At 46.7% G+C, this 16,136-nt stretch carries 13 protein-coding genes; 7 read left to right on the top strand and 6 right to left on the bottom strand.

Annotated features, from left to right (window positions below; all coding sequences use genetic code 11):
- Positions 1 to 345: 345 nt before the first annotated feature.
- Positions 346 to 1,269, bottom strand: a complete 924-nt coding sequence (locus tag MKY73_RS23865) for a proline dehydrogenase family protein (protein WP_339303723.1) — start codon at positions 1,267 to 1,269, stop codon at positions 346 to 348.
- Between the two features lie 325 nt (positions 1,270 to 1,594).
- Here MKY73_RS23865 and pruA point away from each other — a divergent pair, with 325 nt between their 5' ends.
- Positions 1,595 to 3,142, top strand: coding sequence for an L-glutamate gamma-semialdehyde dehydrogenase (gene pruA / locus MKY73_RS23860; protein ID WP_339303722.1), 1,548 nt, complete (start codon positions 1,595 to 1,597; stop codon positions 3,140 to 3,142).
- 129 nt (positions 3,143 to 3,271) lie between these two features.
- Positions 3,272 to 4,576, top strand: a complete 1,305-nt coding sequence (rpoN, locus tag MKY73_RS23855; protein WP_339303721.1) for an RNA polymerase factor sigma-54 — start codon at positions 3,272 to 3,274, stop codon at positions 4,574 to 4,576.
- A gap of 121 nt (positions 4,577 to 4,697) precedes the next feature.
- Here the strand turns inward: rpoN and MKY73_RS23850 are convergent, their stop codons facing one another.
- A complete protein-coding gene (locus MKY73_RS23850) occupies positions 4,698 to 6,131 on the bottom strand; it encodes an aspartate ammonia-lyase (RefSeq protein ID WP_339240121.1) in 1,434 nt (477 codons plus the stop codon).
- 334 nt (positions 6,132 to 6,465) lie between these two features.
- On the opposite strand from MKY73_RS23850, the gene MKY73_RS23845 reads away from it, so the two are divergent.
- The 3 genes from MKY73_RS23845 to MKY73_RS23835 all read left to right on the top strand — a co-directional run bounded on the left by MKY73_RS23845 (position 6,466) and on the right by MKY73_RS23835 (position 9,769).
- Entirely contained in the window at positions 6,466 to 7,743 is a 1,278-nt protein-coding gene (locus MKY73_RS23845) for a methyl-accepting chemotaxis protein (RefSeq protein WP_339240122.1), read from the top strand.
- 199 nt (positions 7,744 to 7,942) lie between these two features.
- Entirely contained in the window at positions 7,943 to 8,788 is an 846-nt protein-coding gene (locus MKY73_RS23840; RefSeq protein WP_339303720.1) for a hypothetical protein, read from the top strand.
- Positions 8,789 to 9,061: 273 nt separating this feature from the next.
- Positions 9,062 to 9,769, top strand: a complete 708-nt coding sequence (locus MKY73_RS23835; RefSeq protein WP_339303719.1) for a hypothetical protein — start codon at positions 9,062 to 9,064, stop codon at positions 9,767 to 9,769.
- A 149-nt stretch (positions 9,770 to 9,918) separates the two neighbouring features.
- Here the strand turns inward: MKY73_RS23835 and MKY73_RS23830 are convergent, their stop codons facing one another.
- Positions 9,919 to 10,893 (bottom strand): ring-cleaving dioxygenase, encoded by a 975-nt coding sequence (locus MKY73_RS23830; RefSeq protein WP_339303718.1) that lies wholly within the window; start codon positions 10,891 to 10,893, stop codon positions 9,919 to 9,921.
- 231 nt (positions 10,894 to 11,124) lie between these two features.
- Between MKY73_RS23830 and MKY73_RS23825 the strand changes: the two genes are divergently transcribed.
- Positions 11,125 to 11,886, top strand: coding sequence for a TIGR02206 family membrane protein (locus MKY73_RS23825; RefSeq protein WP_339303717.1), 762 nt, complete (start codon positions 11,125 to 11,127; stop codon positions 11,884 to 11,886).
- 136 nt (positions 11,887 to 12,022) lie between these two features.
- On the opposite strand, the gene MKY73_RS23820 is transcribed toward MKY73_RS23825, so the two are convergent.
- From MKY73_RS23820 to MKY73_RS23810, 3 genes are all read right to left on the bottom strand, one after another.
- Positions 12,023 to 12,817: an SDR family NAD(P)-dependent oxidoreductase gene (locus tag MKY73_RS23820; RefSeq protein WP_339240128.1), complete on the bottom strand. Its 795-nt coding sequence runs from the start codon at positions 12,815 to 12,817 to the stop codon at positions 12,023 to 12,025.
- 208 nt (positions 12,818 to 13,025) lie between these two features.
- Positions 13,026 to 13,289, bottom strand: coding sequence for a YqkE family protein (locus tag MKY73_RS23815; RefSeq protein ID WP_339303716.1), 264 nt, complete (start codon positions 13,287 to 13,289; stop codon positions 13,026 to 13,028).
- A gap of 436 nt (positions 13,290 to 13,725) precedes the next feature.
- Positions 13,726 to 14,376 (bottom strand): peptidylprolyl isomerase, encoded by a 651-nt coding sequence (locus MKY73_RS23810; protein WP_339259280.1) that lies wholly within the window; start codon positions 14,374 to 14,376, stop codon positions 13,726 to 13,728.
- Between the two features lie 256 nt (positions 14,377 to 14,632).
- Between MKY73_RS23810 and MKY73_RS23805 the strand changes: the two genes are divergently transcribed.
- On the top strand, positions 14,633 to 15,847 hold the full coding sequence (locus MKY73_RS23805; RefSeq protein ID WP_339308727.1) for an MFS transporter: 1,215 nt from the start codon (positions 14,633 to 14,635) through the stop codon (positions 15,845 to 15,847).
- The last annotated feature ends 289 nt before the right edge of the window (positions 15,848 to 16,136 follow it).

Below are 16,136 nucleotides of genomic sequence, written 5' to 3'. Positions count from 1 at the left end.
ACGTTGTATAAGAACTCACTTCAAATTGTATGCGATTACATAAAATTTAAACGAAGGAAAGTGTTGATTTTAGCCAGAATCCAAAGCCTCTAAGTGAATTTTATGTTATAAAACATAACGTATATATCTTTGCGAAATAGAGCAGATAGAACGGACTGAAGAGGGAAGTGGTGTGATTTAACTTTATGAAGAGGTACAGATGTGTCTATTATATTGGACATTTCAATTTGGGGATTCTTATTTTTTAGACATATGAATGAGTTGATATCATGTAAATTTGAGAATTCAGTTTTATAGCTCAAATAACCATGCTTTCCCCAAAAAACAGGAGAGCATGGTTATCATTTATCGAAACATATTCTTAACGACCATCCAGAGATTAGCCGGTTTTTCGGCCAAACGGCGCGTATAGTACGGATACCACATGGTGCCGTAAGGAACGTAACAGCGAATGCGATAGCCTTCTTTGGCAAGACGTTCCTGTTCGCTCATGCGCAGTCCATATAACATCTGAAATTCAAAGGCATCTGGTGAAATTCCACGGTCTTTAGCATATTGTTTTGTCCAGTTGATGATGTGATCATCATGCGAGGCCACCGCAGTGTATACACCCTGATCAAGGTGATTACGAATCATCGTTTTGAATTGATGAATGACCTCGGAAGCATTCTGATAGGCGACTGATCCGGGTTCTTTGTAAGCACCTTTAACCAGACGAAGCCGGATACCTTCCCGAATCATATCACGTGTATCTTCTTCGGTGCGATGCAGGTAGGCTTGCAATACGGTGCCTGTATTATGCAGTCCTTCCGAGTGCAGTCTTCGAACAATATCCAGCGTTGCTTGAGTGAATGGACTATCCTCCATATCAATTCGGACAAATAGATCATGCAATTTGGCTTGTGTGGCAACGGCACGGATATTTCGATAGCCCTCTTCCGGGTCCAGTGCGAGGCCCATCTGGGTTGGTTTCAGTGACACGTTGGAGTCTACACCTTCACGTGCGATGCCTTCTACCAGTCGTATATACTCATCCCTGTATAATGCCGCTTCGCTCAGGCGGGTGATACCTTCGCCCAGATGATCGAGGGTAGCCATAATGCCTTTATTATTGAGTATGCGGATCTCTTCGAGAGCTTCTTCCAAGGTGTTTCCTGCAATAAACTTCCCTGCAAGCTTCTTACCATATTTGATGGACAGGTTCTCTACAGCTTTGTTGCCTGCCACGGTCAATAAGGTCTTGCGATATATTTCCGTTCCTACACTCATTTTCGTTTCCTCCTTCAGCATTGTGCATCATTCGATTCAAGCTCGGTTGAATCATGCTTTTTTATCCCTTATAGAAGCAAGAAGCGTGCCAGATTTGGCGAGGCTCTACTATTTTTCATGAAACTTATCTATTTAAATTGAACTAACATTTACACAAAACGGAGTGGGCAGTGTGAATTTTCTTTAGTTAAATTTAATAAGAAAAATATTTCAGGTCCAACCGGAGTTGGCACGGATTTTGCTACATATATTTGGTGAAGAGTAACATGCAAAATAATTCAGGCGAGCAGCCAGCGAACCCTACATCCTGAAGGAGGAATCATTGATGAATATCCCTTTTGTTAACGAACCATTCACACCCTTTGCGGTCCAGGCGAACCAGGAAGCATTTGAAGACGCACTTCGTCAGGTAGAAGCTGAACTTGGGCAGGAATACCCGATTATTATTGGTGGGCAAAAAATAACAAGCAGCCGCACGTTAACGTCCGTGAACCCCGCGGCCAAGAATCAAGTCGTCGGAACGATCCATCAGGCAGATCAGGAATTGGCCGAAAAGGCCATTCAGACAGCGGCGGAGACATTCCACACTTGGAAACATACCGATCCGAACGAACGGGCTCGCTATCTATACAAAGCAGCTGCCATTATGCGCCGTCGCAAGCATGAATTCTCCGCATGGATGGTCTATGAAGCCGGCAAAACCTGGCCTGAAGCCGATGCGGATACAGCGGAAGCCATTGATTTTATGGAATTCTATGCACGAGATATGCAGCGACTGAGTGAACCCCAGCCCCTGGTGCGAATTGCAGGGGAAGATAATGAACTGAGTTATATACCGCTGGGCGTTGGCATTGTTATTCCACCTTGGAACTTCCCGCTGGCGATTATGGCAGGCATGACCTCTGCTGCACTGGTCTCTGGCAACACGGTGGTATTAAAGCCTGCCAGCACAACTCCGGTAATTGCCGCGAAATTTATGGAACTGCTCGCAGAAGTTGGCCTGCCGGATGGCGTCGTGAACTTTTTACCAGGACCAGGCAGTGAAGTGGGAGATTATCTCGTGGATCATGCGCTCACTCGGTTTATCAGTTTCACCGGTTCCAGAGATGTAGGACTGCGAATTAATGAACGTGCAGCACGTACAGCCCCAGGCCAGAAATGGATCAAACGGGTCATTGCAGAGATGGGTGGCAAGGATTCCATCGTTGTAGACAGTGACAGTGATCTGGAGCTTGCGGCAGAGTCCATTACCGCTTCGGCATTTGGTTTCTCCGGGCAGAAATGTTCGGCGTGTTCCCGAGCGATTATTCATAAGGATGTATATGACGAAGTGTTGCAAAAAGTGATTGAACGGACACAGAAACTGACGATGGGCAGTCCACTTGAAGTTGGCAGTCAGGTTGGACCGGTTATTGATGACAAGGCATATGCGAAGATCACGGAGTATATTGAGATTGGCAAGGGAGAGGGGCGTCTTGTGCACGGTGGCGGTACAGGGAATGTTGAAGGTTATTTCATTGAACCAACCATCATTGCCGATGTGGACCCCCAAGCCCGGATTGCGCAGGATGAGATTTTTGGACCCGTGCTTGCATTCATCAAAGCCGAATCTTTCCAGGACGCATTGGATATCGCCAATAATACCGACTATGGTTTGACCGGCGCGGTGATCTCGCGTAATCGTGAACATCTGGAACAGGCCAGACGCGAGTACTTCGCGGGTAATCTGTATTTCAACCGGAAATGTACCGGAGCACTGGTGGGCACGCATCCATTTGGCGGATTTAACATGTCAGGTACGGATTCCAAGGCAGGTGGAAGAGACTATCTGCTGCTGTTTACACAGGCGAAGCTGGTATCGGAGAAATACTAGACAGAAACTCATGATCGGACGGAATTCCTCTTACAATCGCGTGAATAGTATGCTATTATCCCTGCAAATCCTTTTGTTCGTATAAAAAACAAACGCTTATTACTCAGCTAGGCATAAGGAGGGAAACGGATGTTAGGTGTTCAGTTGGTGCAGGAACAACGTATTCGGCTGTCCATCACGCCGGAGATGAAACAATCCTTTCATTTGCTAACCATGTCCGGACAGGATCTGAATCGTTACTTGCTGGATGCGGCAGAGGAAAATCCAGTTCTTGAACTGGAAGAACAAGCTGGGCCCCTTGCCCGAATTCCACGGCGATTGGATCAGCGCAGGTATGATTCCTACGATCCGCTGCTTCAGGTCAGAGGTGCCGAGTCTACACTGGAACAATTGCTGATTGCGCAAATTCGAGTGATGACACTTCCAGACGAATTGGAAAAAACGGCAGTATATTTGGCAGGATGCGTCAATGATGATGGTTATCTGACCGTTGAATTGGCAGAGGTGCAAGCAGCAATTGAGCAACCGATGAGCAAAATTGCAGCGGGACTGGAGCTGCTCCAATCGCTGGACCCTGCTGGTGTAGGGGCGAGGAATTTGCAGGAATGTCTGTTGCTCCAGATTAGACGTGATTCATCGGCTGCGCTGTATGCGGAGCGGATGGTGGAAGCGGGATTGGAAGCACTGGTTCCTTTTCACCCAGGTAGAACAGGGAGTCGATTAGGTATGACTTCACGGGAAGCTCAGGTTGCCTACGACTATATTACACGTCTCGACCCCAAGCCCTGCCGATCCATCGGATGTACGGAAAGACCGCATTACATTATTCCAGATGCCATTGTTGGGTTGCGTAACGGTGAGGCCCATTTTAGCCTACATGTGGAAGGTAACCCTCGTGTATCGATGAATGAAGCGTGCATCCGCTGGATCAGGGAAGTGGCGCCAGATGAAATCTGGGCTCACCGCGCCGCAGAAGCGAGGGCGATCATTCGGAGTGTACACCTGCGGCGCAGGACTTTAGTGCGTGTGCTGGCGGCCGTGATGGAAGAGCAAAAGGACTTTTTGGTCAAAGGCCCGTCCGCGTTAAAACCGCTTAATCTGGCTATTATTGCAGAGAAGATTGGCATGCATGAATCAACGGTAAGTCGTGCCGTCAGTGGTAAGTACATTCACACGCCATATGGTGTATATGAACTCAGGGCTTTTTTTGCCTCGGGAATCCGTACAGCGTCAGGGAATAAAACATCAGCATCAGTAGTGAAACGAAGATTAAAAGAAATCATTCGTACGGAACAGATACAGCGGCCATACTCGGATAGTCACTTGACTACACTGCTTGCCGAAGAGGGGATTGTCATCTCCCGCAGAACGGTTGCCAAGTACAGGGAGGAACTTCAGATTCTGCCTTCCCTTGAGCGTAAACGATGGGCTTAACCAAATAGCTGGTGTCTTACCATCTCTGAACACAAGAACCCCCGCGAACCGGATGAACGGTCTGCGGGGGTTCTTGTTGCATGATTGGTGTTTAGGTTCCTGCCTTAGATTTCCTGAGTTCCTACAAGCGTTCCATATTGCGCAGGAAATGTTCTCCGGCAATTCCTGGCGTGGTCATCTGCTCTGGATGAAGAATCTCTTCCAGTTCTTCCGGAGTCAGCAGTCCGCGTTCCAGAATGATCTCTTGCAAGGTAAGTCCAGTTTTGAGCGCTTCCTTCACAATGGAAGCCGCCACATTATAACCTAAGTGTGGGTTCAGCGCCGTAACCACACTGAAACTTTGTTTCATGATTAATTCGCAGCGCTCACGGTTAGCATCCATCTCTTCAACCGCATAACGTGTGAACACATCAATCCCGTTATTCATGATTTTCAGTGATTGCAGCAAGTTAAACGCAATGACCGGGCCCATGACATTCAGCTCGAATTGACCAGCTTCACACGCCATGCAGATGGTATGGTCATTCCCCATCACCTGGAAGGATACCTGGTTAATCACTTCTGCCATTACCGGATTGACTTTGCCCGGCATAATGGACGATCCTGGCTGACGCGGTGGCAGGAGTAGTTCATTGAATCCTGCACGCGGACCTGAGGCCATCATGCGAATGTCGTTACAGATCTTGGACAGACTGACCGCACATACCTTCAGTGCCGCCGAAAGTTCCAGATATGCATCCGTGTTCTGTGTCGCATCCACGAGATCCTCAGCTGTTTGTAGTGGTAGTCCGGTAACATCAGATAGGTGTTCCGTAACCTTAACGATGTATTCAGGTTTCGCATTAAGCCCTGTACCTACGGCAGTTGCACCCATGTTAATCGTAAGCAAGCGGCGATTGGCGAATTCCAGACGCTCGATATCCCTGCCGATGACACGGGCATAAGCTCCGAATTCTTGTCCAAGGCGAATAGGCACGGCATCCTGAAGATGGGTACGGCCTACTTTGACCACATCGTTGAACTCTTCTTCTTTTTTATGGAACGCTTCCTGCAGTCTCTTCATGGTAGCGAGTAACGTCTCGGACAGTTGATATGCCGCAATACGCAGTGCTGTAGGTACCACGTCATTGGTGGACTGGGACATGTTAACATGGTTGTTCGGATTGCAGTGGAAGTAGTCTCCCTTGCTTTTGGTTAACAGTTCCAGTCCGCGGTTGGCCAAAATTTCGTTCATATTCATATTCATGGAGGTGCCTGCACCGCCCTGAATGGAGTCTACAATAAAATGATCCAGATGATGGCCTTTCATCATTTCTTCAGCTGCCATGACAATCACTTCGCCGATTTTGCTTGGTAGCATTTTCAGTTCCATATTCGTAATTGCCGCTGCTTTTTTCACCGCAGCCAGAGCTGTGATCAGCTCCCGGTGTACCGGAACGCCGGTAATCGGGAAGTTCTCCACGGCCCGCACCGTCTGAATGCCGTAATAGGCATAAGCCGGAATTTCTTTTTCACCGATAAAATCTTTCTCCGTCCTTGTGGACATAGTAGACATTTCGTTCGCCTCCAGTGGCATCCAATAAATAGGTCAGCTTCGGCAATGCCGAAGCGCACTCAGTATATCATTTAAGCAAAATGGATGCCAATCTAAATCATTTGGCCTCTTGTGCCGATAATAAATAAAATTAAGGATATTAAATGGAATATTATTCAATTTTATGAGAAAAGGAGGGGCGGCTAAGCTTGTCTTATATATTATGCACTTCATGATAGAGAAGTCATGCATAAACGGTAAATATGGGGCAGATAGAACGTTTTCAGTGATGTATATCACATGAAATTTGGTACATGATTGGTAAAATAGGAAAAAAGGACTACGGGGTGTAAACATGAAATGGACTTTAGGCGCAAAGACAGTCGCAGGTTTGGTACTAATCTCAATTATTACGTACGGAACTAGCGGCTTTTTTATATTTTTTGTCAAAGACTGGGTTACGTTAGATATTCCGAATTGGGTATACATATCGATTATCCTGATCATGGGGGTATGTTGGAACGGAATTCTCGGGTGGTTTGCCTCTCGCTGGCTGACTCGTCCGATTGTTCATCTGTCTCGTGCGGCGCAACAGGTCTCATCTGGTGACCTGACAACGGAGATTCCGCAGCGGCGTACACAGGATGAACTTACTGTATTATATGATGCTTTTCGTGTAATGGTCTCTAATCTCAGAAGTATTGTGAACGATATTTCGGACAGTACACGAACTACATCACAGAATGCGCAGTCGCTTAGTGAAGCGATTACCCAAGCTGCGGAGCAGATCGAGATGATGTCAGAAGCGGTGGATCATATTGCGGTAGGTGTAGAAGAGCAGAAGGTTACTTCCCATCAATCCCTGATCACGGCGGATGAGATGCTGAACGATTTTCAGCGTATGCATAGCCAGTCCATGGACATGACAGAGATGTCCGGTCAGATGGAACGATCGGTGGATCATACGAAACAGACATTTTCATCGTTGATGAAGGGCATGGACGAGCTGGCTGAGTCGCACAATCGTTCCCGCGACATTATGCTACTTTTGGAGAAGGAAGCCTCTGATATCGAGGTAATTACCCAGTCTGTCAAAAATATTGCTGAGGAAACAGGATTACTTGCCCTGAATGCTTCCATTGAGGCTGCACGAGCTGGCGAAGAAGGATCTGGTTTTGCAGTCGTGGCGCAGCAGATTCGTAAGCTGGCAGACGAGAGTAAGGAATCGGTCCATCGGATTAATGAGCTAATTAGTCGTGTGCAGCAGCGAATCAGAGAGACAGCACAACTGTCTCATGAGCAGCATGGTCTTGTGGTTAATGAATCGGAGCGGACCATCTCTGTGGATCAGACGTTGCATGAACTGACAGGCACGGTGGAAGTATTTATGAAGGGCGCGCATGATATCGGTTCCAAGATCGCAGAACAGACCGGCCGCGTGGAGCAAACGCACGGTCATGTGAAGAAGATCCAGGGGAAAGCAGGATCGTTCTCGGATGAGGCGAGACGAATCATGGATGCCGCACACGAAGAGACAGCCATCATGGAGGAGATTTCTTCCTCGGCTGAAGAACTGAGACAATTAACCGATCGGTTATTGGACAAAACCAAAGCATTCCGGATGCAGCCCTAAGCTGTGTTCGGGATTTTTTTTTGTTTTTTGAGAACAGTTTTGGCATAATAATTTGCTTATTCTGGTTAAAGCCGAACGTTCTTTCGTGAAAACAGAAATTTGTAAAGATTATTTTATGAAAGATTAACAAATTCGCAACTTGCGGGCGATAAATGAAGATATAATAGGATTATCACAACAGATAAAGGAGCCCAGTATATTGAAAACTTGGACAGGTATCCTGCTGATGATTATTTTGGCGGTAGCTACGATTAGTACAACTTCGGCTGCCAGAACCATGAATGAATCGCAAAAACAGCTTAATATAGATGATCAATCCAGCCAGACCGCAGCGGTCGAGGCTTCCAATATAGATAAATTGCATGACACGGCGAAGACAACACAGGAAGCAACCCCCGTGAAAGAGGAATACGTTTCGGTAGCTCCAGAGAATGAAAATGTCAGATTATACCCTATGAAAGTTGAGGGTTCGGGATATATATATAACGGAATGATTTTGGAAGTGGACGGCAAGACAAGAGAATTTAGTGATTGGCAAGGAGAAGGCGGGTCTTACAAACCCGAAGTGCACGAGCTGGATCTGAATGGAGACGGACAGAATGAGATCGTTGTTCTGTACACGGAAGGGCATGGAACAGGTATTTATTTGGGACAAGCACGTATCATTAATCCGGTAACGCTAGAAGAGATGAAGATGCAATCTCTGGAGGAGATTGCGAAACAGCATGTGAAGTCAAAAGTTACGGTTAGATCAGACCGTGTGGATGTGGATGTCGCCGTTGATGGCGTTCAAGCAGAACCTTTACGGATCGAGGAAGATACGAGTGGCGGCGTTTATAACATAGAGTTGGGATTCGGTGGAGTAACCTATTACAGTGTGGAGGATGGCCAACTTGTCGTATCCGCAGCAGGATCTTACGGTGCGGCTTTATATGCTGGTGATCTGACATTCGCTTATGTGTATCAAGATGGCGAGTGGAAGGCGGTAGATTTGAAATACAGCATGGAAGTATATGAAGAAGAATATTATGAATCCTTTGATTGATAGCGTCGTGTAGACATTGGTGCGGCGAGGGTTGCCGTTCTCGTGGTTTAAGTGAGGATCTGCCAGATATGCATTTGCAAAGAATATCTACCTTTCTCCCTGACGGGCAATAAGGAACAGGACGAGGCTGAAAAAAATGGGACATACAGCCTCGTTTTGTGCTGCGCAGAAATAGGCACACGGTACTAAAAATGCAGTAAACAATTGACATTCTCACTTTAGTGGTTTAAATGTATAAAGGACAAATCATTTTAACGTTCAGGAGGGATTTTGATGAAGAAGAAGGTTGTACTGGGTTTGATGGTAGGCACATTAACGCTTGGGATCGGGACGGGTGCGCTCGCAGCAACAGGGTTGGAGCAGATTAAAGCCTATCTAAACAGCAAGATTACGCTAAAAATGGATGGTGCCACGGTGACAGCCAAAGATGCCAATGGTAAAACGGTGTTGCCTATCACTTACAACGGAACAACTTATTTGCCTGTGCGTGCTGTGGGAACCTTGCTTGGGACAGAGATCACGTATGACAGTGCAACTTCATCCGTCCTGATTGGCGGAACAAGTGGATCTGCGCCCGTAACGAGCGGAAAAGTAACGCTAAGTGCACTTGGAACATCCGTACTGGGATCTACCGCTTGGCACACGAAAGATCCTAAGGATACCACATATAAAGGCAAGGATTACAAGGATGTTTATCTGCATAATGATCCTAAGAAACAGGGGGATGATATCCAGATTAATACGGATAAAAAGTACTCTTCTCTACACTTGGAACTTGCCGCGCTAACAGGAAATCAGGAGATTCATATCTATGATCAGGATCTCGCGACACTCAAAAAGTTCAATATCACTCCAGAAAGCGGTATGATGAGTCTGGATGTGGATGTTAAAGGTACAGACGCTGTCTATGTCGAGATTGTATCCGAAGATCCGGGTTCGGCTCTGTTTGTACCGCTCACAACATCGTATCTGACGAAGTAAAACACAATCTGCAAGTTTGCCACCTTACAGAAGGGGCAAGGCAAGCATACACATAAAAAAACGATGATTCATCAGGCGATTCCTGAACCGTATCCGGTATTCAGAGTTGCCTGGTGAACATCGTTTTTATTTTCGTTTTGTTACGAATATTAACGAATGACGGTATCCAGTGGTTTCAGGTTCGCTTCAATCTCGGCGCGGCGACCTTCAAGGAATGGAGGCAAGGCAAGCGATTCGCCCAGATGCTCCATTTCTTCGTCTGTATCAAATCCCGGACCATCGGTGGCAAGCTCGAACAGAATCCCGTTTGCTTCACGGAAATACAGGGAGCGGAAGTAGAAACGATCTACAAAACCGGAGTTAGGGAATTGGAAGTTATGAACCCGTTCCACCCATTGTTTCAGTTCTTCTTCATTGTCCACGCGGAATGCAACATGGTGTACGCTGCCACGTCCAGGACGTTCTTGAGCAAGGTCATTACGTTCCTCAACATGCACCTCGGAGCCGCTACCACCTTCACCGGATTCAAAAACGAGTACATCAGGCTGACCAGGAGTGAAGGCAGGATAACTTCCTTTCGCTCTGAAACCAAGCAGTTCGGTCAGAACGGGAGCTGTAAGGGAAGCATCTTTTACCGTAAGATGGATGGGGCCAAGGCCTATAATGCCATATTCAGCAGGCACAGGGCTCTGATCCCATGGTTTACCCCCAGCAACACCTGCATTGTTTTCATCCGAGACCAGAATCAGACGTTGTCCTTCAAAGTCTGTGAACGAGAGCGTGGCACGACCACCGCGTTCAACAATCTCTCCATGCGGGACTTCGAATTCGTCAAAACGTTGCTGCCAGTACGTAAGTGCCGCATCAGTTGGAACGCGCAGTGACGTTGCCGAGATGCTGTTCACACCTTCACGAGTCTGTCCAGCCATCGGAATCTCGAAGAAGGTAAGTTCTGTACCTGGATTGCCTTTCTCATCGCCATAGAAGAGGTGGTAGACGGACACGTCATCCTGGTTGACTGTTTTTTTGATCAGGCGCAGACCCATGACATTGGTGTAGAAACGATAGTTCTGATCGGCATGTGCTGTTAGCGCGGATACGTGGTGAAGTCCTTTAATTTGCATAATAATTCCTCCTAGTTAGGTTTTGATAACTGTATATTTCATTTCGTTTAAGAAAGTTACTAACTTTTCGTTTGTTTTGGTTCTGAATTTATCTTAACATAAAGATATTTAAATTACAATGCTTATTTAGAATTCCAACTGGACAGCTCTTTCATTCAATGGCAAAATGAAAAAGTTAACATTAAAGAGAGATAATGTAGCTGAGATGTTCGCAAAGGAGAGAAGAGATGCATGGCGTATCCACCATGGCTGGACCCTTATGATGCAGAGCTGTTTATCCTGTTCTCCACTTCACATATCGTAACCATTAGCTTAATTGCATTAATTATTATGCTATTGTTTTTGCTTCGACACCGTCTTCGATCTTGGTCAGAAGGGGCCCGCCGCAAACTGCGGATTGTTCTGGCCTGTATCATGTTTACCTGTGAAATCGTGCTGCAAATCTGGTATGTGTACGGTGACGGATGGAGCCTGCAGACATCACTGCCACTCGAATTATGCAGTCTGTCTCTGCTATTATCGGCGTTGTTACTACTGACACGCAGTCGACTGTTGCATTCTGCACTGCTGTTTGCAGGTATAGCTGGAGCCCTTATGGCGATCCTGACTCCTAATCTGGGTTATGCTTATGCACATTTTCGATTCATTCAATTTTTCGTTGCTCATGCCTGTATCATTCTGGCTTTACTCTACATGACCTGGGTGGAGCAGCTGCGACCTAGCTGGAGATCTGTAGCAGGTTCCATGATATTTGTGAATGTGGCTGCACTCATTGTATACGTTGTAGATGTTTTGCTTGACGCAAATTACATGTTTTTGAGATACAAGCCGAGTACACCCTCAGTGCTTGATATGTTAGGTCCGTATCCCATGTACATCCTTGGGGAAGAGGTACTTGCGCTAGTCTTGTTTTCGCTGATGTACGTCTTGTTCTTTGCCATTCCAGACCGAATGAAGCATCGTGTGAAAAAAGGTAAAAGTTCAGCGTTATAGCGATAATCCTTGGCATTGCCATTGCACAGGATTATAAACTTCTTATACTAAGATATCCCGCAGTAATCTGACCGGATCAGATCGCTTGCGGGATATTGGGCGTTGTCCCTGAATGGGTCAACTTATATTTATATGTTTATCCGCGAAGCAGAGATTCCGCGCCATCCACGTAGATTCGTGTTCCTGTAACATGAGAGGCTTCATCGGAAGCGAGGAACAGGACCAGGTTCGCCACTTGTTTTGACGTTCCGGGTTCACCCTTGAGCGGATGTTCATGACCCTCAGGGAATTCAACAGGAATCTGTACTTCTTTCAGATCATCCGACGGGTAGGTGTTATCATCGATGTTGGTATCAATGGCTCCTGGGCAGACGGCGTTTACACGGATTTTATAACGAGCCAGCTCCAATGCAGCCATCTTCGTAAATGCAGTTTGTCCTGCTTTGCTGGAAGCGTATGCAGAGAATCCGATTCCTGAGAAAACCCGGTTACCGTTGATGGAACTGGTGATTATGATGCTGCCACCATGTTCTTTCAGATGAGGGATGGCATATTTGACGGTTGCGAAGGTTCCGCGCATGTTGATCTCCATCGTCTGATCCCAGTCCTCCATTTCCATCGTTTCAATCGGAGCCATCGTTCCGTTGATGCCGGCATTCGCAAATATGATATCCAGCTTGCCCGCCTCAGCCGCAGCCTGATTGATCGCCTTCTGCACTTGGTCCGGTTTGGAGATATCACATTCGATCACATATGCTTCTCCGCCAGCCTTTTCAATCGTCTGCTTGGTTTCCTCTGCAGTTTCCGGTGTACGATCCAGCATGTAGACTTTGGCTCCATGCTCAGCGAATCGAATGGCGGTAGCTTGCCCAATACCCGAGCCCCCTCCAGTTACTATTGCAACTTTGCCTTCCAAACGTTGTTCAGTCATCTCTGATCCCTCCATGAGTTAGAATATCGTTGTACCTTCTACTTCTACATACCCGGCTCAAGACTGGTGAATCAATATGTGTCCATATCAAAAAAACAGGACCGCAAGGCGGCCCTGTCCTGTGAGCAGATCGGCTTCATGATCTGTCGGCTTGCAATATTATTTTGGCATGTGGGAGGTAGTAGACACCCTCAGATCATGCCCTGGCTTACTTATGTTTCTTCCAGTCCATCGCGCTGTTATTCAGCAGATATTCGAAGTCGTTATCCCGGCGCTTCTGTTCCGCTTGGCGAGCTTCTTCTGCTTGCTGGCTTTCCTTCTCTTTAAGTGCCGCCTCGGCAGCCTTCGCCTCATCTGCCTGAGCTTTCAGCTTCTCCAGCACATCACTGCTAAGCAGATCTTTCAGTGTTGTGGGTTTATCCTGTGCTACTGCCGCTTTGGGAGCAGGAGTGCGTTTCTTGGATTTTGCCATAGGAAAATCTCCTTTCCAAACATGAATCAGGTTCCATTTATCGTACAGTAGTCATAGTATATCAGGTTCCCGTAAAGCATTCCATGAATCTGCGGAACAAAAGCAGGAAAATGAGGGTTGCGTGGCGAATGAATTCGGGTATAAAATCATATACTATTACCGATACTGCGACTATTCCCTGGAGAAAGGAGTCGTTGTTCGTGGAAGTAAACCGTGGTTTACTGAAAGGGCTTGCATGGGGTGTTGCCTTTAGCTGCCCGTTATGGATTGCGATTATCGGCTGGTTACGTTTGATGGGATGGATGTATTGAGGATGATGCCGGAAGAGGTCATTTTATATAAAGTCAGATATGTAACCGCTATCATTAATATTATTAAATAAAGCTCTGCCTTGTGACATTCGCACAGGACAGAGCTTTTGTTTGTTTAGACTGCATTAAGGCATTTTTACCGGTTCTGGATATTCCAGACCATGGGTGTCCACCGTAACCTTTTTCATGACTTGATCCGTAACGGGTTTGTCAGCTTCACCTATTTCCTGAGCTGCAATTCCATCAACGACTTCCATGCCTTCAGTAACCTTGCCAAAGGTGGCATATGAATTATCCAGGTAATCCGCATCTGCTAACATGATGAAAAATTGGGAGCCTGCAGAATCCAGATTATCCGATTTACGTGCCATCGAAATGATTCCCCGAGTATGATTCAGGTGATTTTTGTGACCATTGGAAGTGAACTCCCCTTTGATTGTATAACCTGGACCGCCCGAACCGTTGCCCTCTGGATCTCCACCCTGAATCATGAAGCCCGGAATGACCCGGTGAAAGATCAGGCCGTCATAGAACCCTTTATTCGCAAGGGAGATGAAGTTATACACCGTGTTGGGCGCAATTTCCGGATAGAGCTCAATAACGATCTTTTGACCATCCTGCATCTCAATGGTTGCCACAGGGTTTGGACCTTCAGGTGCGGCTGGCACCGGCGTTTGCTCGGCACTGGACGCAGGGCGTCCGCAACCACTAATGACGATAAGCAGCATCGCAAGAACAAGCGATACTGCGGTTGTTTTTTTCCAACGTAAAGACATGAAAACGTTCCTCCTTGCATCTCTGCATGATATATTTACTCCAAATCATATTTGGATATTTACCCAACTATCATACCGTTTTTGTGGACAGAATGGCAATGTAATACGTGTGGTTGTGGTGAACAAGGGATGGCCTTCATGGAATGATGGGTGTAAAATAAGGAAAATGCTTCCGCATCGGGGACGTACGGGTCTGTTCCGTCCGCTCCAATATACGGCAGTCCCGGCGTCAGTAACGGAAAGGGCGTGCGGGTATATGAACTTCTCGTGGAAGCGAAATCTCATCATATTGTGGATTGGTGTATTTTTTTGCAGCACGGCGTATTCGATCTCAATTCCATTTCTACCCCTGTTTCTAAGTGCTGACTTGGGGGTTCGTGATCACCTGGAGTTATGGTCAGGACTTGCCTTCGGCATTACGTTTCTCGCGAGTGCGCTCGTGTCTCCGTTCTGGGGATCACTGGCTGATAAATACGGGCGCAAACCTATGCTCATCCGGTCAGGATACAGCCTTGCCGTCTTGTATTTCATCAATTATTTCGTGCAGGACCCCTATTCACTCATTGTTGTTAGATTGTTTCAGGGTCTGCTCGCAGGGTTTGTTCCAGCAGCGATTGCCCTGGTAGGCACGAATACACCTGAAGAGAAGACCGGTTATGCACTGGGGATTATGTCTACTGCAGGAGCCACTGGTGGTATTATTGGACCGTTAATTGGTGGCGTGGTAAGTCACTATTATGGCAACCGGAATGCATTTTTATTTTCGGCTATTGTTGTATTAGTGTCAGCAATTATCGCAACCTTTTGGGTAAAAGAAGAGAACTTCAACCGGAACAAGGCACGTTCCCACGTCATGGATGACATTCGTGAAGCGAGAGCGAATCGTTTGTTTATGACGGTGCTTGGCATGATGGGCATATGTACCTTCTCCGTCATGATTCTGGAGCCACTATTGACGGTCTATGTGATGGAGATGGGCGTTCAGCCGGATCGTGCCTCACTCAGCTCGGGTATTATTTTCTCGGCGGTGGGAGTTGCGACTGTTATTATGGCACCGCGTTGGGGCAAGATTGGTACAAGGATCGGATACGGTAAAGTGCTGATCATTGGACTGGTTGGCGGGGCTGTAGGCAATCTTCTGCAGTTCTTTACAACAGGTTATATCGCATTTGGCATTTTGCGATTTGTGTATGGTCTATTTTTTGCAGCTGTATTTCCGGCCATTAACGCCATGATTGTGCAGGCTACCGCATCGAGTTTCAGGGGAAGGGCTTTTAGTCTGAATCAGTCCGCTGCCCAGATCGGGACGATGGCGGGACCGATTATTGGCGGGGTTCTCGGTGGCTGGCTGCCGATACGCTGGATTTTTATCATTAATGGACTTGCACTGATCATCACTGCGATTGTAGCGAAGTGGTCGGGACTGGATCATAAACTGCCTGGAGCAGGTAAGGTTTCCGCAAAGCGGTGATACTGAATTGCAAAGGGAAATTGAACTTACAGGTAACGAAACGAAAAAAGATGACGCTGTGGAATTACAGACGTCATCTTTTTTAAGTCTACTATGGATCTATATAAGTTGAACTAATTTTTACACGAGAACGTAGAGGGTAGAAATAATCTGAAGAAACGGAGTGCTCGCCTTTATCCCCGGATTATTACCTTTGAAAAGTGAATCAAAAAATCTGGGGATAACAGCGATCAGAAGGTTATTCTGTCATCGGCGTGGCAAGTGTACATACTTTATAGTTCAATTTTTA

This window comes from Paenibacillus sp. FSL R5-0519, from assembly GCF_037974275.1.
Lineage (GTDB): Bacteria > Bacillota > Bacilli > Paenibacillales > Paenibacillaceae > Paenibacillus.
This window is presented reverse-complemented; position numbering and strand designations above follow the sequence as displayed.

Excerpts from the sequence above, each read along its gene's own strand:
- MKY73_RS23865 (WP_339303723.1), bottom strand. The coding sequence starts at position 1,269 with ATGAGTGTAGGAACGGAAATATATCGCAAGACCTTATTGACCGTGGCA.
- pruA (WP_339303722.1), top strand. The coding sequence starts at position 1,595 with ATGAATATCCCTTTTGTTAACGAACCATTCACACCCTTTGCGGTCCAG.
- rpoN (WP_339303721.1), top strand. The coding sequence starts at position 3,272 with ATGTTAGGTGTTCAGTTGGTGCAGGAACAACGTATTCGGCTGTCCATC.
- MKY73_RS23850 (WP_339240121.1), bottom strand. The coding sequence starts at position 6,131 with ATGTCTACTATGTCCACAAGGACGGAGAAAGATTTTATCGGTGAAAAA.
- MKY73_RS23845 (WP_339240122.1), top strand. The coding sequence starts at position 6,466 with ATGAAATGGACTTTAGGCGCAAAGACAGTCGCAGGTTTGGTACTAATC.
- MKY73_RS23835 (WP_339303719.1), top strand. The coding sequence starts at position 9,062 with ATGAAGAAGAAGGTTGTACTGGGTTTGATGGTAGGCACATTAACGCTT.
- MKY73_RS23830 (WP_339303718.1), bottom strand. The coding sequence starts at position 10,893 with ATGCAAATTAAAGGACTTCACCACGTATCCGCGCTAACAGCACATGCC.
- MKY73_RS23825 (WP_339303717.1), top strand. The coding sequence starts at position 11,125 with ATGGCGTATCCACCATGGCTGGACCCTTATGATGCAGAGCTGTTTATC.
- MKY73_RS23820 (WP_339240128.1), bottom strand. The coding sequence starts at position 12,817 with ATGACTGAACAACGTTTGGAAGGCAAAGTTGCAATAGTAACTGGAGGG.
- MKY73_RS23815 (WP_339303716.1), bottom strand. The coding sequence starts at position 13,289 with ATGGCAAAATCCAAGAAACGCACTCCTGCTCCCAAAGCGGCAGTAGCA.
- MKY73_RS23810 (WP_339259280.1), bottom strand. The coding sequence starts at position 14,376 with ATGTCTTTACGTTGGAAAAAAACAACCGCAGTATCGCTTGTTCTTGCG.
- MKY73_RS23805 (WP_339308727.1), top strand. The coding sequence starts at position 14,633 with ATGAACTTCTCGTGGAAGCGAAATCTCATCATATTGTGGATTGGTGTA.